At 48.0% G+C, this 25,349-nt stretch carries 30 protein-coding genes; 24 read left to right on the top strand and 6 right to left on the bottom strand.

What is annotated here, in order from left to right:
• Nucleotides 1-256: 256 nt before the first annotated feature.
• Nucleotides 257-904 (top strand): uracil-DNA glycosylase, encoded by a 648-nt coding sequence (locus NtB2_RS03450; protein WP_109245554.1) that lies wholly within the window; start codon nucleotides 257-259, stop codon nucleotides 902-904.
• A gap of 33 nt (nucleotides 905-937) precedes the next feature.
• On the opposite strand, the gene NtB2_RS03445 is transcribed toward NtB2_RS03450, so the two are convergent.
• A complete protein-coding gene (locus NtB2_RS03445; RefSeq protein WP_109245553.1) occupies nucleotides 938-1,819 on the bottom strand; it encodes an NAD(P)H-binding protein in 882 nt (293 codons plus the stop codon).
• Nucleotides 1,820-1,939: 120 nt separating this feature from the next.
• On the opposite strand from NtB2_RS03445, the gene NtB2_RS03440 reads away from it, so the two are divergent.
• Nucleotides 1,940-2,491, top strand: coding sequence for a TetR/AcrR family transcriptional regulator (locus NtB2_RS03440; RefSeq protein WP_109245552.1), 552 nt, complete (start codon nucleotides 1,940-1,942; stop codon nucleotides 2,489-2,491).
• 4 nt (nucleotides 2,492-2,495) lie between these two features.
• Here the strand turns inward: NtB2_RS03440 and NtB2_RS03435 are convergent, their stop codons facing one another.
• Nucleotides 2,496-3,953, bottom strand: a complete 1,458-nt coding sequence (locus tag NtB2_RS03435) for an MFS transporter (RefSeq protein ID WP_109245551.1) — start codon at nucleotides 3,951-3,953, stop codon at nucleotides 2,496-2,498.
• Between the two features lie 90 nt (nucleotides 3,954-4,043).
• Between NtB2_RS03435 and NtB2_RS03430 the strand changes: the two genes are divergently transcribed.
• From NtB2_RS03430 to NtB2_RS03390, 9 genes are all read left to right on the top strand, one after another.
• Nucleotides 4,044-4,451 carry a MerR family transcriptional regulator gene (locus tag NtB2_RS03430; RefSeq protein ID WP_109245550.1) on the top strand — a complete coding sequence of 136 codons (408 nt, stop codon included), beginning with the start codon at nucleotides 4,044-4,046 and terminating at the stop codon, nucleotides 4,449-4,451.
• 92 nt (nucleotides 4,452-4,543) lie between these two features.
• The gene (gene rpsU, locus NtB2_RS03425; RefSeq protein WP_109245588.1) at nucleotides 4,544-4,720 is read left to right on the top strand and encodes a 30S ribosomal protein S21; all 177 of its coding nucleotides are present in this window, start codon (nucleotides 4,544-4,546) and stop codon (nucleotides 4,718-4,720) included.
• A gap of 793 nt (nucleotides 4,721-5,513) precedes the next feature.
• Complete coding sequence (locus NtB2_RS03420; protein WP_109245549.1) at nucleotides 5,514-6,710, top strand: phosphoglycerate kinase; 1,197 nt, start codon at nucleotides 5,514-5,516, stop codon at nucleotides 6,708-6,710.
• A gap of 248 nt (nucleotides 6,711-6,958) precedes the next feature.
• A complete protein-coding gene (gene trhO / locus NtB2_RS03415; RefSeq protein WP_109245548.1) occupies nucleotides 6,959-7,858 on the top strand; it encodes an oxygen-dependent tRNA uridine(34) hydroxylase TrhO in 900 nt (299 codons plus the stop codon).
• A 46-nt stretch (nucleotides 7,859-7,904) separates the two neighbouring features.
• Nucleotides 7,905-9,068 (top strand): class I SAM-dependent rRNA methyltransferase, encoded by a 1,164-nt coding sequence (locus NtB2_RS03410; protein ID WP_109245547.1) that lies wholly within the window; start codon nucleotides 7,905-7,907, stop codon nucleotides 9,066-9,068.
• 230 nt (nucleotides 9,069-9,298) lie between these two features.
• The gene (gene rpsD / locus NtB2_RS03405) at nucleotides 9,299-9,910 is read left to right on the top strand and encodes a 30S ribosomal protein S4 (RefSeq protein ID WP_109245546.1); all 612 of its coding nucleotides are present in this window, start codon (nucleotides 9,299-9,301) and stop codon (nucleotides 9,908-9,910) included.
• A 202-nt stretch (nucleotides 9,911-10,112) separates the two neighbouring features.
• Nucleotides 10,113-10,724, top strand: coding sequence for a nitroreductase family protein (locus NtB2_RS03400; protein ID WP_109245545.1), 612 nt, complete (start codon nucleotides 10,113-10,115; stop codon nucleotides 10,722-10,724).
• A gap of 273 nt (nucleotides 10,725-10,997) precedes the next feature.
• Nucleotides 10,998-11,981: a polyprenyl synthetase family protein gene (locus NtB2_RS03395; protein WP_109245544.1), complete on the top strand. Its 984-nt coding sequence runs from the start codon at nucleotides 10,998-11,000 to the stop codon at nucleotides 11,979-11,981.
• A gap of 51 nt (nucleotides 11,982-12,032) precedes the next feature.
• Nucleotides 12,033-12,935: a prenyltransferase gene (locus NtB2_RS03390; RefSeq protein ID WP_109245543.1), complete on the top strand. Its 903-nt coding sequence runs from the start codon at nucleotides 12,033-12,035 to the stop codon at nucleotides 12,933-12,935.
• A 23-nt stretch (nucleotides 12,936-12,958) separates the two neighbouring features.
• On the opposite strand, the gene NtB2_RS03385 is transcribed toward NtB2_RS03390, so the two are convergent.
• Nucleotides 12,959-13,261 (bottom strand): winged helix-turn-helix transcriptional regulator, encoded by a 303-nt coding sequence (locus NtB2_RS03385; RefSeq protein ID WP_109245542.1) that lies wholly within the window; start codon nucleotides 13,259-13,261, stop codon nucleotides 12,959-12,961.
• A gap of 70 nt (nucleotides 13,262-13,331) precedes the next feature.
• Between NtB2_RS03385 and NtB2_RS03380 the strand changes: the two genes are divergently transcribed.
• Nucleotides 13,332-13,895, top strand: coding sequence for a nitroreductase family protein (locus NtB2_RS03380; RefSeq protein ID WP_109245541.1), 564 nt, complete (start codon nucleotides 13,332-13,334; stop codon nucleotides 13,893-13,895).
• A gap of 205 nt (nucleotides 13,896-14,100) precedes the next feature.
• Here the strand turns inward: NtB2_RS03380 and NtB2_RS03375 are convergent, their stop codons facing one another.
• The 3 genes from NtB2_RS03375 to rpmB form a co-directional block, all read right to left on the bottom strand.
• Nucleotides 14,101-15,759: a DAK2 domain-containing protein gene (locus tag NtB2_RS03375; protein ID WP_109245540.1), complete on the bottom strand. Its 1,659-nt coding sequence runs from the start codon at nucleotides 15,757-15,759 to the stop codon at nucleotides 14,101-14,103.
• Nucleotides 15,759-16,121: an Asp23/Gls24 family envelope stress response protein gene (locus NtB2_RS03370; protein WP_109245587.1), complete on the bottom strand. Its 363-nt coding sequence runs from the start codon at nucleotides 16,119-16,121 to the stop codon at nucleotides 15,759-15,761. The genes NtB2_RS03375 and NtB2_RS03370 overlap by 1 nt, the downstream gene beginning before the upstream one ends.
• 495 nt (nucleotides 16,122-16,616) lie before the next feature.
• On the bottom strand, nucleotides 16,617-16,811 hold the full coding sequence (gene rpmB, locus NtB2_RS03365; protein ID WP_109245539.1) for a 50S ribosomal protein L28: 195 nt from the start codon (nucleotides 16,809-16,811) through the stop codon (nucleotides 16,617-16,619).
• A 138-nt stretch (nucleotides 16,812-16,949) separates the two neighbouring features.
• Here rpmB and NtB2_RS03360 point away from each other — a divergent pair, with 138 nt between their 5' ends.
• The 12 genes from NtB2_RS03360 to NtB2_RS03310 all read left to right on the top strand — a co-directional run bounded on the left by NtB2_RS03360 (nucleotide 16,950) and on the right by NtB2_RS03310 (nucleotide 25,135).
• Entirely contained in the window at nucleotides 16,950-17,633 is a 684-nt protein-coding gene (locus NtB2_RS03360; protein ID WP_109245538.1) for a DUF1129 family protein, read from the top strand.
• 146 nt (nucleotides 17,634-17,779) lie between these two features.
• Entirely contained in the window at nucleotides 17,780-18,649 is an 870-nt protein-coding gene (rfbA, locus tag NtB2_RS03355) for a glucose-1-phosphate thymidylyltransferase RfbA (protein WP_109245537.1), read from the top strand.
• A 24-nt stretch (nucleotides 18,650-18,673) separates the two neighbouring features.
• Nucleotides 18,674-19,270 (top strand): dTDP-4-dehydrorhamnose 3,5-epimerase family protein, encoded by a 597-nt coding sequence (locus NtB2_RS03350; RefSeq protein WP_109245536.1) that lies wholly within the window; start codon nucleotides 18,674-18,676, stop codon nucleotides 19,268-19,270.
• A gap of 21 nt (nucleotides 19,271-19,291) precedes the next feature.
• Nucleotides 19,292-20,341, top strand: a complete 1,050-nt coding sequence (gene rfbB, locus NtB2_RS03345) for a dTDP-glucose 4,6-dehydratase (RefSeq protein WP_109245535.1) — start codon at nucleotides 19,292-19,294, stop codon at nucleotides 20,339-20,341.
• 14 nt (nucleotides 20,342-20,355) lie between these two features.
• Nucleotides 20,356-20,490 (top strand): bacteriocin immunity family protein, encoded by a 135-nt coding sequence (locus NtB2_RS03340; protein ID WP_109245534.1) that lies wholly within the window; start codon nucleotides 20,356-20,358, stop codon nucleotides 20,488-20,490.
• 124 nt (nucleotides 20,491-20,614) lie between these two features.
• On the top strand, nucleotides 20,615-21,031 hold the full coding sequence (locus tag NtB2_RS03335) for a hypothetical protein (protein ID WP_109245533.1): 417 nt from the start codon (nucleotides 20,615-20,617) through the stop codon (nucleotides 21,029-21,031).
• Between the two features lie 47 nt (nucleotides 21,032-21,078).
• Nucleotides 21,079-21,570: an NAD(P)H-binding protein gene (locus NtB2_RS03330; RefSeq protein ID WP_109245532.1), complete on the top strand. Its 492-nt coding sequence runs from the start codon at nucleotides 21,079-21,081 to the stop codon at nucleotides 21,568-21,570.
• Nucleotides 21,567-21,707, top strand: coding sequence for a hypothetical protein (locus tag NtB2_RS08605; protein WP_165814949.1), 141 nt, complete (start codon nucleotides 21,567-21,569; stop codon nucleotides 21,705-21,707). Before NtB2_RS03330 ends, NtB2_RS08605 begins: the two co-directional genes overlap by 4 nt.
• Nucleotides 21,708-21,718: 11 nt before the next feature.
• A complete protein-coding gene (locus tag NtB2_RS03325) occupies nucleotides 21,719-22,039 on the top strand; it encodes a role in replication (RefSeq protein ID WP_109245531.1) in 321 nt (106 codons plus the stop codon).
• A gap of 119 nt (nucleotides 22,040-22,158) precedes the next feature.
• Nucleotides 22,159-23,055 (top strand): dTDP-4-dehydrorhamnose reductase, encoded by an 897-nt coding sequence (gene rfbD / locus NtB2_RS03320; protein WP_109245530.1) that lies wholly within the window; start codon nucleotides 22,159-22,161, stop codon nucleotides 23,053-23,055.
• A 30-nt stretch (nucleotides 23,056-23,085) separates the two neighbouring features.
• Nucleotides 23,086-24,222, top strand: coding sequence for a beta 1-4 rhamnosyltransferase Cps2T (cps2T, locus tag NtB2_RS03315; protein WP_109245529.1), 1,137 nt, complete (start codon nucleotides 23,086-23,088; stop codon nucleotides 24,220-24,222).
• A complete protein-coding gene (locus NtB2_RS03310) occupies nucleotides 24,212-25,135 on the top strand; it encodes a glycosyltransferase family 2 protein (RefSeq protein WP_109245528.1) in 924 nt (307 codons plus the stop codon). Before cps2T ends, NtB2_RS03310 begins: the two co-directional genes overlap by 11 nt.
• The last annotated feature ends 214 nt before the right edge of the window (nucleotides 25,136-25,349 follow it).

Raw genomic sequence — 25,349 nt, 5'->3', positions numbered from 1 at the left:
AACTTCTACAAGGCTAGTATAACATAAGATTTAGGCCTGTCCCAGTTGATTGGACGGCTTTTTTATTTTAATTTTTCGATTTTTCTTATGCGATTACTTCATGAGATGCAAAAAAACAGGCCCATCACTGGCCTGCTTTTGAGGAGTAAAGAAATGAAAAAAGTTTTTTTGGAATAAATCTAGTATAGCCTGACCAGCTTAAAAGATACTGAGAGCAGTCTTAACGGAAGATTAAGGACTATGCTATAATGTAGACATGAAAAATACAGATTGGGCAAGGGCACTGGCCGACTATGATTTTAGGGGGATTGATGAGTTTGTGGAGAAGGTCTATCAGTCTGGCCCCGTCTACCCTAAAAAAGAAAAAATCTATGCCGCACTTGAGCTGACCCCCCTCGCCGACACCAAGGTCGTCATCCTTGGTCAAGACCCCTACCCCCAAGCTGGCAAGGCGCAGGGCCTAGCCTTCTCCTATCCCAACAGCTTCAAGGTCAGCCGGCCCGACTCGATGGTCAACATTCAAAAAGAGCTTCAGGAAGAGGGCTTCGACAAGCAGGACACAGACTTGACCGCCTGGGCTAAGCAGGGCGTGCTCTTGCTCAACGCTGTCCTGACCGTCCCTGAAAACCAGGCCAACGGTCATGCCGGCAAGGTCTGGGAGCCACTGACTGACCGCCTGATTCAGCTGGCTAGCGAAGACGCCAGGCCCAAGGTCTTCCTCCTTTGGGGTGGTTATGCTAGGAAGAAGGCGAAGCTGATTGACAAGACGAAACACTTGGTTCTAGAATCAGCACATCCCTCGCCCTTATCGGCCAGACGGGGCTTCTTTGGCTCGGATAGCTTCCTAAAGGCCAATCGCTTCTTAGAAGAACAGGGCCGTGATCCGATTGATTGGTCAAAATAAAAAAGCTCTTGCTCTTGGCAAAGCTTTTTTGCTTTAGTTGGCCTTGACGGCGGCCGCAAAGATTTTAGCAAAGTCAGTGATTTTTACTTTACCCTGATGATAGTTGCCAGCAGTGATTTCTTCATAGAGTCGATCAGGCTGTTCTTGAATCCGGCTCATCTGCCCAAAGCCTTCAGCGATTTCTTTTGGCAGGCCAGCCTTCAGCATACCTTGAATCTGCTGGTCAACGGAAATTTTCACATAGTCAGCTTGGACGCCATTCTCAGCCAGTGCAGCTAGCCATTCTTGCCCGCTGGCAAAGTCGCTGAGGACATATTGAGATTTGCTGACTTCTTCATCAGAAAGCAGGGCCTTGATTCTAGCGTAGACAGCATCAGCAATGTCTTCCGTTGCTACCCAAGCCCGCTTGGTCTCTGGGCTGATGGCATCAAAAATCTTGCCTTGGCTCTTGATAGTTTCAAGCTGGGCAAAGAGATTAGTATAAAAGCCGACAGGGCGGATGTGGCTAACCGTCGACGTCTCAACAGCGTCGAGTGCATCTTCCATATGGTGGTATTGATAAAGGATGCCTGCTTCAGGCGTCTGGGCACCAACAGAGCTGAGGTTGACGACCTGCTTCACACCGCTGTCTTTGATGGCTTGGCTATAGATGGCCGCCCGCTCTTCAACAGCCTTTTCATTTGGCGTGCCGCTCATGGCAATCATCAGGTAGACCAGGTCTTGCCCAGTGAAAGTTTTGGTCAAAAAATCAACATCTTCCATCTGACCAACCGCAGCCTTGGCGCCGAGTGCTTCAATGGCTGCGACCCGCTCGCTAGAGCTTGTGACGACCGTGACCTCGTGGCCATCAGTGACGAGGCGGGGGATAGTGTGTTGGTTGATGTTTCCGAGGGATCCGAGGAGTGTGATTTTCATATTATACCTTCTTTCATTTTCGGAGATGTCAGTTTCTGACATTTGACCTTATTCTACAACTTCAAAAATCCCTTGTCAAGAATTTTGTCAGTTTCTGACATTTTGTGATAAAATAAGCTTATGAAAAAAACGAGCAAGGAAAAATTATATGAGGCAGCGATTGCCTTGATTTCAAGGCAGGGCTATGACGAAACGACTGTCCAGGAGATTGCCGACAAGGCCGGGCTGACCGAGCGGACATTTTACCGACAGTTTAAGGACAAGGCGGATGTCCTCTTTGATGCGGGCAATGGCTTTGCGGAGATGATTATTGACCATATCCAGAGCTCTCAGGCCAGCAATCCCATCGAGCAGGTCCTTGACGGCTACCGGGGCGTGGCTGTCTTCTTTGATGAGAACAGAGAGCGAACGCTTTTGAGACAGCGGGTTATTCATAGCCATCCCGACCTAGAAGAACGTGAATTGCTCAAGCTCAAAAAGATTGAAGGCATCCTGCTGGAAGAAATGTCTCAGAGCTTTGAGCCAGAGGATGCCGAGCTTGCTGTCTCGATTGGCCGGGCGATTTACAATCTGGCTTTTAAGAGCTGGCAAAAGGGGAGTGAGCTGACGATGGAGGAGCTCCTGAAGTCGGCCATCAAGCGATATGAAGGCCTAGGAAAACGTTATAATTAAGGCATCAAGCATGCTTTTTTTCTTTGTCCAAAAAATTAATCAGCATGGCAACAATAATAAGGCAGAGGCCAATCAGGCTGAGCTTGTGCATGCCATGGTAGATAATGTAACGAAGGGGCTCGACTAAAACCCTTGGAATTTGATGGAGGGCATGGGCATCAGAAATCTTATTGAGTAGGTCGAAACTAATCTGATGGTTGTCATGGACAGCAGAAGAAAAAGTGCTGTTGAGGCTGACAGACATGGCGGAAAGGACCAGAGCGTTGCCTAGTGTCCGGATGAGGGCGTTGAGGGCAGTCGCAGCTCCAATCTCTGCTGGGGCGACGACTTCTTGGACCTGTACCTGCAAGATTGGATTGGTCAAGCCAAAGCCGACTCCAAAGCAGGCGGCGGCAACAAAGAGCCAACTAGCATTGCCCATAAAGCCCTGAAAAACCAGGCAGAGGTCGCCAGCCAGCATGAAGACATAGCCGGTACTCACGATATTCTTTTCACTAAAACGAGCTCTCAGGCGACTCAAAAGCTGGGTGGATAGGACAAGCATCAATGAGCTAGGCACTAAAATCAGGCCAGCGACAAAGGCAGACTGGCCCAGGGCACCCTGTCCCCAAGTTGGAAGGTAGTTGCTGTAAAAGCCAAAGAAACCGTATTGGAGAAACATCATGAGATTTCGGGCCATCAGGGCTCGATTTTTGAAAAGCTCGAGGGGAATCAAGGGGTCAGTCGCCCTGCGTTCAACGAAGTAAAAAAGTATCAAGAGCACTAAGGCAGTCGCAAGAAAGCTGAAGATGGTCATGAGGGCTGGCTGGGCCTGGCCCAAGAACTGTAAGGCCAGCATGAAGAAAATTAAGCCGGCTGAAAGCAGGCCGCTACCGGCAAAGTCAATCGCCTTGATACTGGGCTTAAAGTCGTGGAAAAAGTAGTGGGCAAAAACAGCAATCATTATCAGACCAATCGGAATGTTAATAAAGAAGACCCAACGCCAGCCCAGGCTCGACACGATGAGACCACCCAGCAAGGGTCCAACGACAGCAGCAATAGAATAGGCAGAAATCGCATTATTGGTCGCCTTTCTGCGTTGTTCAGCATCAAAAAGCACACCGTAGATAACAAAAGGCAGGAGCTGCATGGCACCGGCACCGATGCCCATAATCGCCCTGGCAATAATGAGCATGGTCATGTTGACGGCTAAACCTTCAGCCAGAGAACTTGCGATAAAAAGTAGGCTGCCGAGGATAAAGAGCTTTTTATAGCCATAACGGTCGGCGAGCTTTGTCCAGATAGGGCCCGTCACTGACATCATCAAGATATAGATAGCAATGACCCAGCTCATCAGTGCAATCCCGTGTAGGTTAGCCATCATGGCAGGAAGGGCAGTGGCGATGATGGTGCCTTCGAGACCGACCATGAGATTTGAAAAGAGCAAGGCTTGAGAAGAACGTTTGATTTGTAGGGTATTCATTTGTTTTTTTTCTCCAAAAGATTTATAATGCTAGTATATTCTCTTAGAGTTACTCTAAGGCAAGTGAAAAGATTGAAAGGAGAATAAAAAATGGCAAAGATTGCTCAAGTGGCTGAAAAAACAAATATGACGGCTTATACACTGCGCTATTATGAAAAAGAGGGCTTGATTCGTCCGCCTCGGGATGAAAATGGGATTCGGGATTTTGATGAAGACAGTCTCAGACGGATTTACGCCATTATGCATTATCGTCGGGCTGGCGTTTCATTGGCTCAAATCAAGGAAATCTTTAATAGTCCAGATGATGACGCCTTTCATCTGGAGATTTTAGAGGCGACGCGAAAGCAACTGGCTGCTGAAATCTTGGCCTTGGAAGAGACGATGAATTATTTAGATTATAAGATTGAAGTGCACAAGGGCAAGCATCCAAAGAATATAAGCATGGAAGAATGGCTGGCAATGTGGAAGGAAAATCCAGCCCTGGCCTTGAAAAAATAAGGGAAATCGGACTTGACAGCCTTCAAGAAATTTGCTATTCTATATGACAGTGCCGCTTGGCAAATCTGAATAAGAAATGGGGTGAAATGAATATGTCTAAAACAGTTGTACGTAAGAGCGAATCGCTCGACGACGCACTCCGCCGTTTCAAACGTTCAGTAACGAAGGCTGGAACACTCCAAGAACTCCGTAAACGCGAACACTACGAAAAGCCATCTGTAAAGCGTAAACGCAAATCAGAAGCAGCTCGTAAACGTAAAAAATTCTAATTTTTTAGCTCAGTTGCCGCTGGGCTTTTTTTGTGCTCTTTAGTGGCCTGTGGCCGGATTTTCCCTTCGGGGTGGGGATGTTTCCAGTAGTGGAGTGCTCGGTGAGCTAGCTTCGACTATTTCTAAGTCTGATTTAGTCTCCCTACGGGAGCCGTCATCAGCCTAAGAAATAGTACTTGCGGATCTCCCCTGTGCGGATTATGGGAAAGCGGAGCTTTCTCATAATCCCACTACTAGAAAATCCCCTTGGTATACGAGATTCGCTCTCTCCTTCGGCGAATTGCTTCGCAAAATGGTTGAGGACTCTGATATGGGTCAGGGAATTTCTATAATGCAACGATAAATCCGAAGCCCAAAGCGATTGACTGCCTTCCGAAATATGCTATAATAAAGATAGCGAATTTGAAGATATCGCTTCAAACACAAAATCAAAGAAGCCGTAGGCTGGCGGGCCTACGGCTTTTTTGTTGCCTTGCGAGGGCAACTCAGCTTGGAGGGCACTAAGTCTTGTCATCGTTCTTGTCGTCCAAGCGGCGACTGAGCAACTGGCGGAAGAGCTCGAGCGTTGCACCAACGAGAATTGGCACGATGACTAATTTGAAGATATCTCCTAACACAAAATCACCTCCTCCCATTGCAGTCTGAGATTTGGCTAGTGCCAGAGCCTATTATAGCAAGAAATTTACCTTATAAAATCTCGCCATTTTTATCAAAAAAGCCTTTCTCAAAAGCAAAAAAAAGCCTTATGTGATATAATTTACATTATCACATAGAAATTAAAGGAGAACCTCAAATGGCTAAATTGACAGTCAAAGATGTTGAACTTAAAGGCAAGAAAGTTCTTGTCCGTGTGGACTTTAATGTCCCTGTAAAAGACGGTGTCATCACAAATGACAACCGTATCAATGCTGCACTTCCTACGATCAAGTACATCCTTGAAAACGGTGGTCGTGCGATCCTCTTCTCACACCTTGGTCGTGTGAAAGAAGAAGCTGACAAAGCTGGTAAATCTTTGGCACCTGTAGCTAAAGCGCTTGGTGAAAAGCTTGGTAAAGATGTTGTCTTCACTGGTACTACTCGTGGTGCTGAACTTGAAGAAGCCATCAATGCTTTGGCTGACGGTGAAATCTTGCTCGTTGAAAACACTCGTTTCGAAGATATCGACGGTAAGAAAGAATCTAAAAACGACCCAGAACTTGGTAAATACTGGGCTTCACTCGGTGACGGCATCTTCGTTAACGATGCCTTCGGTACAGCTCACCGTGCGCACGCTTCAAACGTTGGTATCTCTGCAAATGTTGAAAAAGCAGTTGCTGGATTCTTGCTTGAAAACGAAATTGCTTATATCCAAGAAGCCGTTGAAGCTCCAGAACGTCCATTTGTAGCGATCCTTGGTGGTTCTAAAGTTTCTGATAAAATCGGTGTCATCGAAAACCTCTTGACGAAAGCTGACAAGGTTATCGTTGGTGGTGGGATGGCTTACACCTTCTTCAAAGCTCAAGGTTATGAAATCGGTAACTCACTCGTTGAAGATGACAAGCTTGACTTGGCAAAAGCTTTGCTTGAAAAAGCAAACGGCAAACTCATCTTGCCAGTAGACTCAAAAGAAGCAAACGCATTTGCTGATTACACTGAAGTGAAAGATACTGAAGATCAAAACGTTGACCCAGGCTTCCTCGGTCTTGATGCTGGTCCTAAGACCATCGCTGAATTCGGTAAAGAACTTGCTGGTGCTAAAACAGTTGTTTGGAATGGCCCTGTAGGTGTCTTCGAAAACCCTGATTTCCAAGCGGGTACAATCGGTGTTATGGATGCGATCGTTGCTCAACCAGGTGTTAAATCAATCATCGGTGGTGGTGACTCAGCAGCTGCTGCGATCAACCTTGGCTATGCTGAAAAATTCAGCTGGATCTCAACTGGTGGTGGCGCTTCTATGGAACTCCTCGAAGGTAAAGCTTTGCCAGGTTTGACAGCATTGACTGACAAATAATTTTTGAAAATGGCTCTCTGAGCTGTTTTTTTATGTCTGGAAATCGCTCCAGTCCAGGAAATAGGCAACATGGTGAGGCCGGGAGCGAAGCCTAACGGCTTCCATCCCTAATTCTGGAGCCTAAGGTCTCCAGAATTACCTATTCTCACTATGTTGCCTATTTCCTTTCCTTCCGCTTGGGCGCTTTGATAAATAATTAACAAGCCAATTTGCAGTCAGACTGCTAGGGCCTGTGCTACTATGAGAACATGCAAAAGATTATTCTATTTTATAAATTTACACCCATATCAGACCCTAAAGCCATTCAGCTATGGCAAAAACTGCTTTGTGATAGCTTGAATCTTAAGGGGCGTATCCTTATCAATGAACAAGGCATCAACGGCACACTTGGCGGTGAGCTGGAAGATGTGAAAGCTTATATTAAAGCGACCCGTGGCTATGAAGGCTTCCGTAAGACCGTCTTTAAATGGTCAGATGGCTCTCGTGATGATTTTCCAAAAATGCAGGTCCGGGTCCGTAAGGAACTAGTCGGCTTCCGCAATACGACGGATGAGTTTCAAGTCGACGAGACCGGCGTGATTGGTGGCGGTGTCCACCTTTCACCTGAAAAGGTCAACGAGATGGTCGAGCAATACGGGGATGACGTGGTCTTCTTTGATGGCCGAAATGAGCCAGAAGCTGCCGTCGGCAAGTTCAAGGGAGCGATTGTCCCAAATACCGAAACCTCTCGTGACTTCGAGCGTGAGCTGGAGTCCGGCAAGTACGACCATATGAAGGGCAAGAAAATCATCACCTACTGTACGGGTGGTGTCCGCTGTGAACTCATCTCTGTCATGATGAAAAACCGGGGGTTTGACGATGTTTACCAGATTGACGGCGGCATCGTCAAATACGGTGAAAAATACGGCGACTCCGGCCTTTGGGAGGGTGCCCTCCGGGTCTTTGACAAGCGCAAGGTCATGACCTTTACAGATGAGGCAAAGACCATCGGAAAGTGCATGCACTGCGGCAAGCCAACGTCGAACTTTGAAAATTGCCAAGATGTGAGCTGTAACCAGCTCATGCTGGTCTGTGAAGACTGCTTCAAGGATGAACATAAGCAATACCATACGGAAGCATGTTATCTTCACGACCATGTGAAGGCTTAAAAAGCTAGATTCTAAGGAATCTGGCTTTTTCTGATAAAATAGAGCTATGAAAAAAATCCAAGTGAACAAGCGAGCTATTAAGAAGTTCAAGCGGGGTTACCCGCTGATTCTGGCCGAAGACCTGACGAGTGACCTGCCAAAAGACGACTTTGTCAAGCTCTATGCAGGGCCTGATTTTCTGGGGACCGGCTACCTCTCCAAGCAAAACAAGGGGGCTGGCTGGCTGCTCAGCCGGGCAGATATCCAAATTGACCAGGCCTTTTATATGGAAAAGTTTGCGGAGGCCAAGGCCTTGCGGGCGAACTTTTTTGAGGATGAGTTGACCACGGCTTTCAGACTTTTTAATGGTGAAGGCGATGGCCTGGGAGGTCTGACGGTTGACTACTATGCTGGCTTTGCGGTCTTTAGCTGGTATAACAGCTTTATTTATGCACAGAAGACAGCGATTGTCGAGGCCTTCCGGCAGGTCTTTCCTGAGATTTTGGGTGCTTATGAAAAAATCAGATTTTCTGGCTTGGACTTTGAAAGTGCCCCGTTATACGGCAAATCAGCCCCGGAGCCCCTCCTGGTCATGGAAAATGGGGTGAACTATGCGACCTATCTCAACGAAGGCCTGATGACTGGCATCTTCCTCGATCAGAAAAATGTCCGTGGTAGCCTGGTCAATGGCCTCGCCGCCGGCAAGAGCCTCCTCAACATGTTCAGCTACACTGGAGCCTTCTCGGCCGCTGCAGCCTTTGGTGGAGCCAGTCAGACGACTTCTGTCGACCTGGCCAAACGTTCGCTGGACAAGACCCGCGAGCAGTTTAGCGTTAACGGCATTGATCCCGACAGTCAAAAAATCTATGTCATGGACGTCTTTGGCTACTTCAACTATGCCAAAAAGAAGAAGCTTAGCTATGAGCTTATCGTCCTCGATCCGCCAAGCTTTGCGAGAAACGGCAAGAAGACTTTTTCTGTGGCCAAGAACTACGGCGAGCTGATTGAGGAATCCGTAGACATCCTGGCCAAGAAAGGGATTATCATTGCCTCGACCAATGCGGCCAACGTCTCAGCGAAGAAGTTTGAGGAAATGGTCAAGGCAGCACTTGCTAAGCGGGGCGTGAGCTATGAGATTTTCCAGAGGGAGAGTCTGCCAGCTGATTTTCATGTGGCTGATAGCTTCCCAGAGGGGGATTATCTGAAGGTGCTCTTTATTCAAGTCAAGTAATAGCAATGGATGAGGGGAGCAGGCGGTAAGCCATAGCTCAGCTCTTTGACATTCCTAAATAAATTTGATAGAATAGAAAAGTTGAATATAGCCTCCAACCAGAAAGCTCGTCAACAGTTTACAGTTAAGCATGACTAAGCTGAGTAACCAAAGCTATACGGCGAAAGTAAAATGCACGAATTCGGGGTTGGTAATATTCTTCAAAAAACAAATTTGAAGGAGACATAAACATGTCACGTTACACTGGTCCATCATGGAAACAATCACGCCGCTACGGTATCTCACTTACAGGTTCTGGTAAAGAACTTGCACGTCGTAACTACGTACCTGGTCAACACGGTCCTAACAACCGTTCAAAACTTTCTGAATACGGCTTGCAACTTGCTGAAAAACAAAAACTTCGTTTTACTTACGGTGTTTCTGAAAAACAATTCCGTAACTTGTACGTTGCAGCAACTAAAATCAAAGAAGGAACTGTCGGTTTCAACTTCATGACTTTGCTTGAACAACGTCTTGATAACGTTGTTTACCGTCTTGGTCTTGCGACTACTCGTCGTCAAGCACGTCAATTCGTAAACCACGGTCACATCCTCGTTGATGGAAAACGCGTTGATATCCCATCATACCGTGTACAACCTGGTCAAGTGATTTCAGTTCGTGAAAAATCAATGAAAGTTCCTGCAATCCTTGAAGCTGTTGAAGCTACAAAAGGTCGTGCTAACTTCGTAAACTTCGACGCTGAAAAGCTTGAAGGTTCATTGGTTCGTCTTCCAGAACGCGACGAAATCAACCCAGAAATCAACGAAGCTCTTATCGTTGAATACTACAACAAACAAATGTAATCTGTTTGGGAAGCTACCTGCTATGGTGGCTTTTTTCTTACAAGTTTTGAGGGAGCATTGAGGCCCAAAACTGTCCCAAAAAGTTGCAGATAGGAAAACGGAGCTTTTCTCCTTTCCTCTAAGCCATAAATTAGGTCGTTTAGTTTGTTAATCCCAAGTTTTTTGTTAGAATAGGATTAGAAAAGAAAGAGGAGAAGATGAAATGGATTTTGTGAAACTCAACAAGGAACGGCACGCAGTCAAGAGCTTTGATGGCAAGAAAGTCCCGACCATCGATATCAAGCAGATTATCTCAGCGGCGAGTCTGGCCCCATCGGCAAATAACATCCAGAGCTGGCATTTTGTGATTGCGGAGTCTGAGGAAGCTATCAAGAAGCTGGCGAGCCTCGCCCCTGAAGGCAACGCCCAGCAAATCCTGACGGCAGGGGCGGTCGTCGTCCTCTTTAGCGACACAGCCCTGGCCGAACGCTCCAGAGAGATTGCAAAACAAGGCAATGAAGAGCTGACGGATGATATGCTCAGCTACTTTAACAGTATTCTTCCAGGCCGTTATGATGATTTTGACGAAATCCGTGAGGAAAACTACCTCGGCATCAACGCCGGTCTCGTTGCCATGAACCTGACCTACGCCATTTACAACCGCGGCTACGTCGGCAATATCATCATGGGCTTTGACCGCTCTGAGGTGGCAAATGAGGCCTTAGAAGTCGATAAACGCTACAAGGCTGAGCTCATCTTTACCTTTGGCAGCTCAGAGGATAAAGGTACTGCTAGCTACCGTCTGCCTCAAGAGGAGATCATTGAGATTCGCTAGACTCTCGGATCTCCCAGTTCCATGGATTTCAGCTTTGGAATATTAAGACCTAGCGGAAGAATTTTTGCCCCGTTGCCGTGAAAATAGGCAAATGGGGAGACCTTGGGCTCCCCATTTAGCGATGGAAGCCGTAGGCTTCGCTCGCGGCCTCACAGCAAAGGGGTGAAAATTCTGGAGCGAATGCAGGAGTAATTCCCAAAAAACACCAACAAAGCTGAAATTTCAGCTTTTTTTTGATAAAATATAGAAAACAAGACAGAAAGATAAGAAAAAGTGCACAATTACTGGCAGGACTACCCTGAGCTTCAAGAAAAATTAGAAAAAGTCCAGGCCTTGATGCGGACGAGACTTGACATCAGCTCTCCTGATGTCAAAGCTGCGGTTGACAGCTTTGTCAGCAATGGTGGCAAGATGATTCGTCCGGCACTCTTCTTTTTCTTTGCCGATTTGGTCACGCAGGGCCAAAACAAAGACGAAGAAAAAATGCTCAAGATTGCAGCCTCGCTTGAGATTTTGCACTCGGCCACCCTGGTCCACGACGACATCATCGACGACTCGCCCCTCCGCCGTGGCTTGCCCAGCATTGAAGCCCAATTTGGCAAGGACACAGCCGTCTACACCGGCGATTTCCTCTATACGGTCTTCTTTGAGCTCCTGGTTGAAAGCATGGCAGAGACAAAGATGCTGGCACAAAACGCCCAGGCCATGAAAAAAATCCTCCAGGGTGAGCTGAATCAGATGGCGTCTAGCTTTGACAGTAAGGTTAGCATTCGACGCTATCTCAAGGTCATCTCGGGCAAGACAGCAGAGCTCCTGAAGTTGGCCTGCCTCCAAGGGGTCTTCTTTGCAGGTGGTGACTTTGAGCTCCAGCGGGCATCGAAAAAGGTAGGCCTTGCAATTGGTCTGGCCTTCCAGATTTATGACGATGTCTTAAATTTCACGCCAAATTTAGAAGAAGAGAACAAGCCAGTTCTGACCGACTTCAGGCAGGGGATTTTCACATTGCCTGTCCTGATTGCCAGGGAAAACAATCCAGAAGCTCTGGCCCCTTATTTTGAGGCTCCCGAGCAACTCACACAAGCTGAGGCGATGGCTCTGGCCGACCTGGTCAAGGCAGAAGGCGGGATTGACGAGAGTCTGGGTCTGGCCCAGCTCCTGACCGACAAGGCTTTGGAAGAAATCGGGAAGTTCCCGGATTCAGAGAAAAAAGACGAACTCATCAAGGCTGTCAAAGCCTTGCTCGAAAGAAATTATTAAGCACAAAATGGGCACAGGCTCATTTTTCATTTTTATAAGATAAGGAATGCTATGAATTTTAAGATATTTGCAGAGCTAATCGAGCTCAAGGCTAAGACAGCCAGTGTCTTCCCCTTCTTGTTGGGCCTGGCCTACAGCCTCTTTCACTATGGGGTGGTCAATATTTTGCCCCTCATCATCTACTTTATCGCCATGTTTTCATTTAACTGCTTTGTGGACATCTGGGATAACTACAATGACTATCACAATGCGGTCGACGAGGATGACTATAAGCAGAACACCAATATCATCGGCCGAGAAAATCTCTCGCTGACGACAATTAAACTCTTGCTAGCTGGCTTCTTTGGCCTCTCGCTGGTCCTGGGTCTTGTCGTTGCCTTGATGACCGGCTGGCCGGTCTTCTGGCTAGGCTTGATTTGCTACTTTGTCGGTGTCTTTTATGCGGCGGGTCCGAAGCCACTTTCAAGCTTGCCGGTTGGTGAGGTCGCTTCTGGCTTTACCATGGGCTACTTGATTTTCTTGATCGCCGTCTATATCTCAGCCTATCCAGCCTTCAGCTGGTCTTGGCTGACGATTGGCCAGACCCTGCTGGTTGCAGCCCCAAGTATCCTCTTGATTGCGAATCTAATGCTGGCCAACAACACCTGCGATCTGGATGAAGACGAGGCCAATCATCGCTACACGGTGGTCCATTATATCGGACGTAAGGGGGCCTTGAGCTGGTGGATTGCAGCGATTGTCCTGAGTTTTGTTGCTATCTTTGTAGCGGTCGCCTTAGGCTTGATTCCTGTGACTATGCTGGCAATGGTCCTCTTGATTCCGCTGATGATTAAGTTTGCAAAGCCTTATTTGAAGGTACAAATCAAGCGGGAAACCTTTATTTCCTCAGTGAAAATCCTGATGGTCTTTTCATTGGTCCAGGCTGTCTTGATGTATATCGGCCTCCTATTCTAAAAAAGCCTAGCTCTCTTGTAGAACTAGGCTTTTTTTGCATAATCGCTCAGGGCCTGAATGATCGGGACGAGTGCTAATGCTTTCTCTCTAAGCTCATAGCGAATTGAATAAGGAGCTGTCGCCCGAAGCACGGTCCGGGTTAGGAGTCCCTTATCCTCAAATTCTCGCAATCTCAAGGCGAGAATGCGAGAATTGATGCCAGGAATCTCTCTTAGCAGGCTGTTGTAGTGCTGGTTTCCCCGGTAAATCGCGGTTAAAATCTCAATCGAATAACGGCCCTTAATCATGCTAATGGCTTCACTGGCCAGACAGTGCTCTTCAGACATGCTTACTATTTTTTCCCTTCTTTTTCTGATGTTTTGAAACTGCTATGATTATAGCATAAAGGAGAAGAAGATGGATATTCAGAAAATTTTAGCTGCAAGAACAATTAGAGAATTTAAGGAGGAGGCCATTCCTGAAGAAGACTGGCAGGACCTGCTCACAGTGGCCCAGCAGGCCGTATCAAGCCAGGGACGGCAACTCTGGCGATTGCTCCAGCTGGATGATGCAGGCTTAAGACAGAAGATTGCCCTCCATGCCCCCGGAATGACCAGACAACTTGCGACAGCCGACAAGTTCATTTTCTTTATCGCCAAAAAGGGCATTGAACGGGATGAGCACATCGACCGGCTGGCCGGAGCCATAGGGATTTTCACGGAAGAAGGACTTGATGGCTGGTTGGCCCGTCAGACCTTTATTCCTCTGGGGCAGATGTTGCTGGCTGCAGGACAGATAGGAATTCAGGCCTGCGCTATGGAAGGATTTGATCGATTTAAGATTGAAGCACTTTTAATCAAGCAAGACCTCCTGCAGGCTGATGAACAGCTTGTTGTGGCAGCCGCCTTTGGCTACCAGGAAGAAGCAGCAAAAGGAGAGAAAGTGAGAAAGTCTTTGGGAGATTTGTTTACGAAGTATTAGTGCGTGTTTGGAAGGACACTAAAAGTGGATTAGATTTTAGAAAATGATCCGAGTGGAATGGAGGAAATTCTGAAATAACACTGTGAAGCAAGGCAAAAGGCGAGACCGTAAGGGCTCGCCTTTTAGCAATGAAACCGCAGGTTTGCTTGCGGCCTCACAGTGTTATTTCAGAATTTTTGGAATGCAACGGTCCTTGTAGACAGTATCATTCTACTGAGAAGAGGTAAGGATAAACCGGCTGCTTGCCTTCATGGACTTCCACTTCCAAATCAGGATAGCGTTTTTCGAGCTCTTTAGCAATCTTCTCAGCGTTAGACTTCTTAGCTTCTTCGCCGTAGTAAATCGCAGCGATTTCGCTGTCTTCGTCAATCATCTTTTCAAAGACGGCGAAGATGGCATCTGCTGGCTTGCGGGTTGAAGCGACAATTTTGTTGTCGAGCATGCCGAGGGTATCTTTTTTATGGATCTCGATGCCATCAACGTTGGTGTCACGGATAGCGTGAGTAATCGCACCGGATTTAACATCGGACAGGGCCTCTGTCATTGCGGCTGCATTGTCTTCGAGGCTGGCTGCTGGGTCAAAGCTGAGGAGGGCGGTGAAGCCTTGAGGCACAGTAGCCGAAGCTACGACCTCGACAGGGATTTCAGCCACATCAGCCGCAGACTTAGCTGCCATGAAGATGTTTTTATTATTAGGTAAAATAATGACTTTTTCTGCGTTGACCTGGTCGATGGCCTTGAGGATGTCCTCTGTAGAAGGATTCATGGTTTGACCGCCAGAGACAACGTGATTGACACCCATTTTTTTGAAGATTTCAGCTAAACCGTCGCCGGCTGCAATGGCGATTAAGCCCCAATCTTGTTTTGTCTCAGAAGTTGAAGAAGCGGCTTCTTTTTCAGCTACGCCCTCGTTTTGAATGCGCATGTTGTCGACTTTAACCTTGATAAGACGTCCGTATTTCAAACCTTCTTGCATGACAAGGCCTGGGTCTTCAGTGTGGACGTGTACTTTGACGATTTCATCATCGTCAACGACAAGGAGTGAATTACCAATGCCGGCCAGATGAGCTTGGAAAGTATCGTGGTCATAATCATGTTGGGCTGTAGGGCCTTCGCCGAGCTCAACCATGATTTCAGTACAGTAGCCAAATTCGATTTCGCTAGTTGAAGCGTTGGCGACATTGTGCTCGTGCTCGACGTTGATCATCCGGTCCATGGCACCGAGTGCAGCTTCAGGGCTTTCAGGAACGAAGTCGCCCTTCAAGGCCATCAGGAAACCTTCATAGATGTAAACGAGTCCTTGACCACCAGAGTCGACCACGCCGACTTCTTTGAGGACAGGAAGCATATCAGGAGTTTTAGCGAGGGCGCGTTTGGCTCCTTCGAGTGCAGCTTCCATGATGACAACGGCATCGTCGGATTCATCTGTCTTTTTGTTAGCCATTTCAGCAGCACCGCGAGAAACGGTCAAGATCGTTCCTTCGACGGGCTTCATGACAGCTTTATAAGCCACTTCGACACCAGATTGCAAAGCAGCAGCGAGATGGATGCCATCAAGCTCTTCAAAAGTTTTGGCGTATTGAGCGAAGCCGCGGAAGATTTGACTGAGAATAACACCTGAATTCCCCCGTGCTCCCATGAGGAGACCTTTAGAGAGAATTTGTGCCACCTCACCAACGGTATTGGCAGGCTTATCAGCGACGTCTTTAGCACCGTTTGTGATTGTCATTCCCATGTTGGTTCCTGTATCACCATCTGGGACAGGGAAGACGTTGAGCGAGTTGACGTATTCTGCTTGTTCATTGAGGCGGCTAGAAGCTGCCTGAATCATTTCTTGAAATTTACTTGCGTTAATGTTAGCCACTAGTCTTCGACCACCTTCACGTTTTGTACATAGACATTGACCTTAGCAGCCATAATGCCGAGCTGATTTTCCAAGTTAAAGCGAACACGCTCTTGGATATTTTTTGCGACTTCTGAGATTTTTACGCCGTAGCTGACCACGACGTAGACATCGACAGAGGTTTCATTGTTTTCTGTTTTAACCACAACGCCCTTAGAATAATTTTCTTGGCGAAGGATGTTTCTGACATTGTCTTTGACCGCATTTTGGCTGGTCATGCCGACGACACCAAAAATTTCAGTCGTGCTGGCACCGACAACGGTTGCGATGACTTCTGTGGCAATGTCAACATTACCTTGTTGTGTGTTAAACGTAACAGTCATGTCTTTAGTCATGCAGGTGAAAAACTGCATTTTCCTCCATATTAGATTTAATAATCACTTTATTTTACCATATTTTTAAGAAATTATATAGTAGGGGAGCTTATAGGGGCGTTCCGCTTCAGGGCAGTTGGGATGCAAGCGTGAGGCCGGAAGCGAAGCCTTCGGCTTCCATTCCTAGATTTTGAGCCCCTTCGGGTCTCCGAATCTGCCAAATTTCATGCTTGATCCCAACTGCCCTGAAGCTCCACTAGTGCCTAGATTTCCTTGCATTCCGATTTTCAGGTCAGAAATAGCACAAGCGGAGTGTAAGAAATCCAGCAAAACATAGTGGAATAAGGCAAAAATGGAGATCGTAGGGCTCCAGTTTTAGCAATGAGACTGCGAAGCAGTCTGCTTGCGGGCCCCACAATGTTTTTGCTGGATTTCTGAAACGCAGCGAACCAAATGCCCCAGAGAAAAATAAAAAGAGCACCCTAAGGTGCTTCAATTTATTAATTAAACACGTTCAACGCCTGCAGGCAATTTCTTCAATGCTTTTGCAGATGCCCAAACTTCTTTCACTTTACCGTTTTCAACGATTTTAACTTTTTGAAGGTTTGGTTTTACCACGCGTTTTGTTTGGTTCATCGCGTGTGAGCGGTTATTACTTGAAACAGTCTTGCGACCAGTAAAATAACATACTTTTGACATGTGCTTATCCTCCTATACATATTCTATGCTCTTCATCAAAGATCACATACTGGAATAGTATAACAAAGTCAGGGAAAAAAATCAAGATATTTTTTTAAGAAGATGAAAAAAAGTCTATTTTTTGATAAAATAGGGCTTATGGAAAATCTATCAATCGACCTATTAACCGGAAAAAACAAGGAATACATCCACAGCGTGACCAAGCAACTGGTCCTGGCTGGAAAAAGCGACGAGGAAATCAAGACGATTCTCTCTGAAGCCCTGCCAAAAATCATCGAAGGCCAAGGCAACGGCCTGCTCGCTAAAAAAATCCTGGGCACACCGACCGAATTTGTGGCCAGCCTGACAGCGGACAAGAAAAAAGCCAAGCCTGCGGCAGGTAGCCGTGTCGGTAGTAACGAGACCCCTTGGCTCATGTGGTTGGACTCTAGCCTGCTCTTTCTCGGCTTCATCATGCTCCTGAACGGTGTCATGACGATGTTTACACCAAGAGCCCGTGTTTACGGCTTGACCATGGCGGTCGTCATGGCAGCGATGGCGGGGCTGGTTATGTATCTGGTCTACCGTTTCTTCTATAGTAAAGCGGGCTCTGGAAACAAGTGGTCTTGGAAGGGTGTCGGCCTGGTCCTCCTTGCGACAGCGGCCTGGTTTGGTCTGACCCTTGGGGCTAGCCTTTTGCCAGCTTCTGTCAATCCAAGCTTTAACCCTTGGCTGATGGCCTTGGTCGGTGTCCTTCTTTTGGTCCTCAAGTGGTGGCTGAAGAAACGCTATGACATCCGTTCTGCCATGGCTCCGACTTCTACGGTTAGAAATAAGCAATAATGAGACATCTTCATTTTGAAGGTGTTTTTTCATTGCTTGAAAGCCTTTAAGGGCGGTGCTTTGCGAGCTGTTTTTGATGGCATTTGTGACAGCAGATGGCATTTGTGGTATAATTAGCCTGAATAACTATGAATATGAGGTGGCTCATGAAAGGGATTATTTTAGCTGGTGGATCCGGCACACGTCTTTACCCATTGACTCGGGCGGCATCAAAACAACTGATGCCTATCTACGACAAACCAATGATTTACTATCCATTGTCAACCTTGATGCTGGCTGGCATCAAAGACATCTTGATTATCTCTACACCAGAAGATACTCCAAGATTTAAGGACCTCCTCCAGGACGGTTCTGAGTTTGGTATCAATCTGGAATATGCCGTACAGCCTAGCCCAGACGGCCTCGCCCAAGCCTTTATCATCGGGGCGGACTTTATCGGAGATGACTCTGTTGCCTTGATTCTCGGTGACAATATCTTCCACGGTCCAGGCATGTCTAAAATGCTCCAAAAGGCGGCGTCTAAAGAAAAAGGTGCGACAGTCTTTGGCTATCAGGTCCCAGACCCAGAACGTTTTGGTGTCGTTGAGTTTGACAAAGACATGAACGCTGTCTCTATCGAAGAAAAGCCTGAAGTGCCTAAGTCTAACTATGCCGTCACTGGTCTTTACTTCTATGACAATGACGTGGTAGAAATCGCTAAAAACATCAAGCCATCTCCTCGTGGTGAACTTGAAATCACAGATGTGAACAAGGCTTATCTTGAACGCGGCGACCTTTCAGTCGAACTCATGGGCCGTGGCTTCGCCTGGCTTGACACCGGGACACATGAAAGCTTGCTGGAAGCCGCTCAATACATCGAGACTGTCCAACGCATGCAAAATGTCCAAGTGGCCAATCTTGAAGAAATCGCTTGGCGGGTGGGTTACATCTCAGCTGACGATGTCCGCAAGCTTGCTCAACCGCTTAAGAAAAATGAATACGGCCAGTATCTGCTCCGTTTGGTCGGCGACAAATAAGCATTAACAGGAAATAAAGTAAATATGACTGAAGAATTTTTTGAAAAAACACTGGCTGCTCGCAAAATCGAGCAGATTCCAGGCATGCTGGAGTTTGACATCCCTGTCCACGGCGACAACCGGGGCTGGTTTAAGGAAAATTTCCAAAAAGAAAAGATGTTGCCACTGGGCTTTCCTGAGAGCTTCTTTGCTGAAGGCAAGCTGCAAAACAATGTCAGCTTTTCCCGCAAGAACGTCCTGCGCGGCCTTCACGCTGAGCCTTGGGACAAGTACATCTCTGTTGCTGACGGCGGAAAGGTCCTCGGTGCCTGGGTTGACCTGCGCGAAGGAGAGAGCTTTGGCCAGACCTACCAGACGGTCATCGACGCCAGCAAGGGCATCTTTGTCCCTCGTGGCGTAGCCAATGGCTTCCAGGTCCTCTCTGACACGGTGTCTTACAGCTACCTGGTCAATGACTACTGGGCCCTCGAACTCAAGCCAAAATACGCCTTTGTCAACTACGCTGACCCAGCGGTCGGTGTGAAATGGGAGAATTTGGCCGAGGCTGAAGTCTCTGAAGCGGACAAGAATCACCCCATGCTTAAAGACGTTAAGCCGTTAACAAAAGACCTCTTAGGTTAATATCAAAAAGGAAAGCTATCAATGACTGAATCACCATATAAAAATATCGTTGTGACCGGAGGCGCAGGCTTCATCGGTTCAAACTTCGTCCACTACGTTTACAACAACTTCCCAGACGTGCATATCACGGTCTTGGACAAGCTCACTTACGCTGGTAATAAGGCGAACATTGCTTCAATCCTTGGCGACCGGGTAGAGCTCGTCGTTGGCGACATTGCTGACGCTGATATCGTTGACCAAGTGGCTGCTAAGGCAGATGCTATCGTCCACTATGCTGCTGAGTCACACAATGATAACTCGCTCAAGTCACAAGACGAGTTTATCCAAACTAACTTCATCGGGACTTATACACTGATCCAGGCGGCCCGTAAGTATGACCTGCGTTTCCACCATGTGTCAACCGATGAGGTTTACGGTGACCTGCCTTATCGAGAAGACCTGCCAGGTCACGGCGAAGGCGAAGGCGAGAAGTTTACAGACAAGACTCCTTACAATCCATCAAGCCCTTACAGCTCAACAAAAGCTGCCTCTGACTTGATTGTCCGTGCTTGGGTGCGCAGCTTTGGCCTCAAGGCAACTATCTCTAACTGCTCAAACAACTACGGTCCTTACCAACACATCGAGAAATTTATTCCCCGTCAAATCACAAATATCCTCTCAGGCATCAAGCCAAAACTTTATGGAGATGGTAAAAATGTCCGTGACTGGATCCATACAGAAGACCATTCTTCAGGGGTTTGGACGATTCTCACTAAGGGTAAACTGGGCGAGACTTACCTGATTGGCGCTGACGGCGAAAAGAACAACAAGGAAGTCTTGGAGCAAATCCTGACTGAAATGGGTCAAGCGTCTGACGCCTACGACCGTGTCACTGACCGTGCAGGCCATGACCTCCGCTATGCGATTGACAATACGAAGCTTCGTACAGAACTCGGCTGGGAACCTAAGCACACTGACTTCGAGTCAGGTCTGAAGGCAACCATCGACTGGTACCGTGAAAACGAAGACTGGTGGAAGGCTGAGAAGGAAGCGGTTGAGGCGAAATACGCTGAGACTCAAAAAGTCCTCTAAAAGGAGGAGGGAAGATGGAGCGAGAAGAAGTTTTAGTCAGGCTTTATAATCTTATCTTAGACGAGGCAGTCTCTTCTGAAGAACGTGACTATCTTTTGAAAAGTAAAGAGGCCCTAGAAAAAGGGGGCAAACGTCACTTATATTCTTGAAAAGATTCAAGCTTTTCTTGAGACGAAAGCTGAGCACAAGCTCCTGCCCCTCTCGCTCCAAGCTTTTTATGACGACCTGCCGGTCAGTCTAGCAGATAATCCAGCAAGCCGTAGCAATCGGCAAATGTTCTCATCGGGCCGAGGCGTCATGCTGGCGGCCGCTATCTTATATTTTTTGGCCACGTCCAATCAAAATTATAAGGCCTTGATGCTCGCAAGCCTTGGTCCTGCTGGAAGCTGGGGAGCCAACGGCACGCTGATCAATGGCGGGCCCGTAGTATTGGTGGGTGGTAGCAATGCAGGCTTAGTTTTATTCCTGGCTGCCCTTCAATTTCTCCTCGTCTGGCTCTCCTTTGTCTTTTTTAAGAAGGGAGGGGTCTGGCCGGTAATTGCCCTACTGCTCGGCATCTTTAACGCCCTTTGGGCTTGTTATGAGATGCTTTCTGGCTTAGCTGCCATCAGCGGCCTATTGCTGCTCGTTGCCTCAGGGTTGATGATTGCAGCATTTATGCTGAGTAAGACGAAGAAGTCTGAAAGATGAACACAACAAATAACTAACTATCGATCCAACATGTAAAGGAGCGCCTTATGACAAAACTCGCCGTCATCGGAGCCACCGGCCATGCCGGCGGTCTCATGCTCGACAAGGCTGTCGAAAGAGGCCTTGATGTCACAGCCATCGTCCGCGATGCTAAGAAATTAAAGCAGGACGTGCCGGCACTCGAAAAAGACGTCTTCAAGCTCACTGCCAGTGATTTGACCGCTTTTGATGCGGTCATTGTCGCTTATCGGGCGGCTGAAGGCGACGAAGAGAGCTACCACAAGCTCTTTGCCCATCTCAAGGAGATTTTGACGGGTTCAAATGTCCGTCTCCTCATCATGGGGGGGCCGGCTCGCTTTATACTGACGAGAGCCACAGCAAGAAGCACTGGGAGACCATGGACCAAAATGCCCCTTGGATTGCCACACCTCGTGAGCTTGCCAAGGCCAGCGAAATCATCAAGCAGTCCGAGCTCAACTGGACCTACTTTTCACCAGCCGACCTGCTCAATCCTGACGGAGAAGAGACGGGCGATGTGACCATCACAGACAATATCTTGCGTTTTAACAGCAAGGGCGAGTCTGAAGTCTCATATAAAGACTACGCTGCAGCCATGATTGACCTGGTCGTCACTGGCGAGCATCAGCGGGAGCACATCGGTATTTACGGCAATTAGGAGGACATCCTATGAAGGTGATTTTTAAGGGAGAAGAAGTCGAGGTCTGGCAAATCTCAAAGACGGGCGAGCAACCCGACTGGGTCCGCTCCGCCTTTGAAGCGGGCAACCTGACCTGGGTCGGCAATCGTTTGCGCTTACGCTGGGCCTATCTCAAGCCCTCGGCGTCTAGGAGCTTCTCTGCAGGAGCTGCTGGTGGTGTCGGAGGTTATGTCGCTGGTTTTGGCCAGCTTGAAATGGCTGACCTGGGGGACGTGATTGACCTGACCAATGGTAAAATCGTCTCTGCTAGGAGCTTTGCAAAGAAGTATCAAATTTTGGAAAAACAGTAGAGATTTATCGGAATGAACCGGGAGGGAATGACGATGAAAGCAAGCAAATCAAGGACATTTCCGCCTTTAATTTCCACAAAAAATATCAGTACATCACAGAATAGGATAAGACAAACACCATGATCTTAATCACAGGAGGCAACGGCCAACTCGGTACAGAAGTCCGCCGTCTGCTTGACGAACGCAATATCACTTATACGGCGACAGATGCAACTGAGCTGGACATCACTGACAAGGCTGCGGTTGACAGCTTCTTTGACGCCAACAAACCAGAACTGGTCTACCACTGTGCGGCTTATACCGCTGTTGATAAGGCCGAAGACGAAGGCAAGGCTCTGAACGAGCTCATCAACGTCGACGGGACCAAAAACATCGCTGAAGCAGCTGCCCGTGTGGGAGCAACTCTGGTCTACATCTCGACCGACTACGTCTTTGGTGGCACTCTGCCGATTGGCGAAGAGTGGCTGGAAGATGCTCCAAAAAATCCAGAGTCAGAATACGGTCGCACCAAACACCTGGGTGAAGAAGCCGTCAAGGATTCTGGTGTCAACTACTTCATCATCCGTACGGCCTGGGTCTTTGGGAATTACGGGGCCAACTTTGTCTTCACCATGCAAAATCTGGCTAAGTCCCATCCGACACTGACAGTCGTCAACGACCAACACGGTCGTCCTACCTGGACCCGTACGCTTGCTGAGTTCATGACCTATCTGGTCGATAGCAAGCAAGCTTACGGCTTCTACCACCTGACCAATGATGCGGCTCCTGGCGAAGACGTGACCTGGTATGACTTTGCCAAGGAAATCCTCAAGGATACAGACACTGAAGTCAAGCCTGTCGACTCAAGTCAATTCCCAGCCAAGGCGAAACGGCCATTTAACTCAACCATGAGCCTGGCTAAGACCAAGGCGACTGGCTTTGAAATTCCAAGCTGGCAGGATGCCCTCGCCTCAATGATGGCCAAGGGCGACCTTCGTGAAAACAAGGACGCTGCCAAGGGCGAGATTAAAAAATAAAATCATCAAAATCTAAGAAAGGAGACGGAGATGCGCGACGTCTTTATCATCGGTAGCCGGGGGCTTCCGGCCCAGTACGGTGGCTTTGAGACCTTTGTCGAAAACCTCGTGAAGAATCAAAAATCAAAAGACATCCGCTATCACGTCGCCTGTCTGAGTCATGATAAGACTGAAAAAGGCAGACATTTTGATTATGAGGGGGCAGACTGCTTCGTGGTCAAACCGGCCAAGCTTGGCCCTGCTTCTGTCATGTCCTATGATGCCCGGGCCATCAAGCAGGCCTTGAAATACATCAAGGAAGAGAACATCGAAGCTCCGATTTTCTATATTTTAGGCAATACCATCGGCGGTTTTATCAAGAAGTACATCCGCAAGATTCACAAGGTCGGTGGCCTTGTCTTCGTCAATCCTGACGGCCTCGAGTGGCGACGGACCAAGTGGTCTGGGCCTGTGCGGGCCTACCTCAAGTATGCCGAAAAGAAGATGGTACAGCATGCCGACCTGATTGTCTCAGATAATCAGGGGATTGCCGACTATCTGACCGCCGAATACGGCGAGGTCAAGACCCGGGTCATCGCCTACGGGACTGAGCAGATGAGTTCTCGCCTGACGAGCTCGCCTACACTTGATAAGTTTGAGGTCAGCGACTATTTTCTGATTGTTGGCCGTTTTGTGCCGGAAAACAATTATGAGATGCTGGTCAGAAGCTTTGTGACTTCACAGCTCAAGCAGGACTTGGTCATTGTGACCAATTATGAGGGTAATCCTTTTTATGAGGAGCTTGACCGCTTGACTGGCTTCAAGGCAGACCCGCGGATTAAGTTTGTGGGCACCGTCTATGATCAGGAAGAGCTCCGCTTTATCCGTGAACACGCTGTGGCCTACCTGCATGGCCATGAGGTCGGAGGCACCAATCCTGGTTTGCTTGAAGCCCTCTGGTCAACGCCGGTCAGCCTGGTCTTGGATTGTGACTTTAACCGGAAGACAGCAGAAGATGCGGTCCTCTACTTTAACATCCAAAACCTGCCGGACAAGCTTTCTGCCCTGCCGGGGCTCTCTGACTATGACCGCAAGATTTACCAGGAAAAGGCAAGGCAGCTGGTCCAGACCAAGTACACTTGGGATGCCATCTGCCAAGAATATGAGGTGCTCTTCCTTGAAAGTTAATATTTTACTCTCTAGCTATAACGGTGAAAAATATATTGCAGAACAAATCAAGAGCATCCAAGCCCAATCCGTCCAAGACTGGCAGTTGATCGTTAGAGACGACGGCTCAAAAGACCGGACCTGTGAGATTGTCGCAGGTCTTGCCGAGAGCGACCCTCGCATCCGCCTGGTCCAAGGGGCCAATGTCGGTGTCATCCCCTCCTTTTTTGAAGCCTTAAAGCTTGAGGACGCAGACTTTTATTTCTTCTGCGACCAGGATGATGTCTGGCTCCCCAACAAGCTCGAGCTGGTCCTGGCCACGGCCGACCTGCATGACAATGACAAGCCGGTCCTTTATTATACTGACCTCAAGGTTGTCGATAAGGAACTCAATGTCCTGAGCAACTCGATGATCAAGAGCCAGTCCGACCACGCCAACACCCGGCTGAATCAAGAACTGACTGAAAACACGGTCACAGGCTGTACCATGATGATCAATCAAAAGCTGGCTGACAGCTGGACGGACACGGATGACGTCATCATGCACGACTGGTATCTGGCGGTCGCAGCGGCGGCTCTGGGCGAGCTGGTCTACATTGACCAGCCTACCGTCCTCTACCGCCAGCACGGCGACAATGTGCTGGGGGCCAGAACGCTTTCTAAACGCATCAAAAACTGGACCAATAACTGGCTCAAGAAGTACTGGTGGCTGATTACTTCTTCGCAGAAGCAAGGAGCAAAGCTCCTGGCCAATTCTGAGCTCTCAGCTGAAAATCGCCAGCTCATCGAAGACTATGTTGGCATTCTTGAGCAGGACTTCGCTGGGCGACGTCAGCTGCTTAAGAGCCAGCAGCTCAAGAAGAACCGCTTCGTCCACGCGCTGGTCTTTCGGACATTGATCCTGACCAAGCTGGCCTATAAAAAACAAGGTTGATTTTTCACAGTCTAGTAAAAAGTCTTAGGAGTGGAGTGGAAGAAATTCTGCAAAAATCACTGTGAAAAAGACAACTGGCGAGACCGAAGGGCTCGACAGTTAGCAATGAGACCGCGAGGTCTGCTTGCGTGTCTCACAGTATTTTTGTAGAAATTCTGGAACGCAACGCCCCGACTATATCAAAAAAACAAAGCTAATTGGCTTTGACTAATGG

Source organism: Lactococcus termiticola (genome assembly GCF_003116835.1).
GTDB lineage: Bacteria > Bacillota > Bacilli > Lactobacillales > Streptococcaceae > Lactococcus > Lactococcus termiticola.
This window is presented reverse-complemented; position numbering and strand designations above follow the sequence as displayed.

Bases quoted from the DNA above. Each gene is read 5' to 3' on its own strand.
- NtB2_RS03450 (WP_109245554.1), top strand. From the start codon at position 257: ATGAAAAATACAGATTGGGCAAGGGCACTGGCCGACTATGATTTTAGG.
- NtB2_RS03445 (WP_109245553.1), bottom strand. From the start codon at position 1,819: ATGAAAATCACACTCCTCGGATCCCTCGGAAACATCAACCAACACACT.
- NtB2_RS03440 (WP_109245552.1), top strand. From the start codon at position 1,940: ATGAAAAAAACGAGCAAGGAAAAATTATATGAGGCAGCGATTGCCTTG.
- NtB2_RS03435 (WP_109245551.1), bottom strand. From the start codon at position 3,953: ATGAATACCCTACAAATCAAACGTTCTTCTCAAGCCTTGCTCTTTTCA.
- NtB2_RS03430 (WP_109245550.1), top strand. From the start codon at position 4,044: ATGGCAAAGATTGCTCAAGTGGCTGAAAAAACAAATATGACGGCTTAT.
- rpsU (WP_109245588.1), top strand. From the start codon at position 4,544: ATGTCTAAAACAGTTGTACGTAAGAGCGAATCGCTCGACGACGCACTC.
- NtB2_RS03420 (WP_109245549.1), top strand. From the start codon at position 5,514: ATGGCTAAATTGACAGTCAAAGATGTTGAACTTAAAGGCAAGAAAGTT.
- trhO (WP_109245548.1), top strand. From the start codon at position 6,959: ATGCAAAAGATTATTCTATTTTATAAATTTACACCCATATCAGACCCT.
- NtB2_RS03410 (WP_109245547.1), top strand. From the start codon at position 7,905: ATGAAAAAAATCCAAGTGAACAAGCGAGCTATTAAGAAGTTCAAGCGG.
- rpsD (WP_109245546.1), top strand. From the start codon at position 9,299: ATGTCACGTTACACTGGTCCATCATGGAAACAATCACGCCGCTACGGT.
- NtB2_RS03400 (WP_109245545.1), top strand. From the start codon at position 10,113: ATGGATTTTGTGAAACTCAACAAGGAACGGCACGCAGTCAAGAGCTTT.
- NtB2_RS03390 (WP_109245543.1), top strand. From the start codon at position 12,033: ATGAATTTTAAGATATTTGCAGAGCTAATCGAGCTCAAGGCTAAGACA.
- NtB2_RS03385 (WP_109245542.1), bottom strand. From the start codon at position 13,261: ATGTCTGAAGAGCACTGTCTGGCCAGTGAAGCCATTAGCATGATTAAG.
- NtB2_RS03380 (WP_109245541.1), top strand. From the start codon at position 13,332: ATGGATATTCAGAAAATTTTAGCTGCAAGAACAATTAGAGAATTTAAG.
- NtB2_RS03370 (WP_109245587.1), bottom strand. From the start codon at position 16,121: ATGACTGTTACGTTTAACACACAACAAGGTAATGTTGACATTGCCACA.
- rpmB (WP_109245539.1), bottom strand. From the start codon at position 16,811: ATGTCAAAAGTATGTTATTTTACTGGTCGCAAGACTGTTTCAAGTAAT.
- NtB2_RS03360 (WP_109245538.1), top strand. From the start codon at position 16,950: ATGGAAAATCTATCAATCGACCTATTAACCGGAAAAAACAAGGAATAC.
- rfbA (WP_109245537.1), top strand. From the start codon at position 17,780: ATGAAAGGGATTATTTTAGCTGGTGGATCCGGCACACGTCTTTACCCA.
- NtB2_RS03350 (WP_109245536.1), top strand. From the start codon at position 18,674: ATGACTGAAGAATTTTTTGAAAAAACACTGGCTGCTCGCAAAATCGAG.
- rfbB (WP_109245535.1), top strand. From the start codon at position 19,292: ATGACTGAATCACCATATAAAAATATCGTTGTGACCGGAGGCGCAGGC.
- NtB2_RS03340 (WP_109245534.1), top strand. From the start codon at position 20,356: ATGGAGCGAGAAGAAGTTTTAGTCAGGCTTTATAATCTTATCTTAGAC.
- NtB2_RS03335 (WP_109245533.1), top strand. From the start codon at position 20,615: ATGTTCTCATCGGGCCGAGGCGTCATGCTGGCGGCCGCTATCTTATAT.
- NtB2_RS03330 (WP_109245532.1), top strand. From the start codon at position 21,079: ATGACAAAACTCGCCGTCATCGGAGCCACCGGCCATGCCGGCGGTCTC.
- NtB2_RS03325 (WP_109245531.1), top strand. From the start codon at position 21,719: ATGAAGGTGATTTTTAAGGGAGAAGAAGTCGAGGTCTGGCAAATCTCA.
- rfbD (WP_109245530.1), top strand. From the start codon at position 22,159: ATGATCTTAATCACAGGAGGCAACGGCCAACTCGGTACAGAAGTCCGC.
- cps2T (WP_109245529.1), top strand. From the start codon at position 23,086: ATGCGCGACGTCTTTATCATCGGTAGCCGGGGGCTTCCGGCCCAGTAC.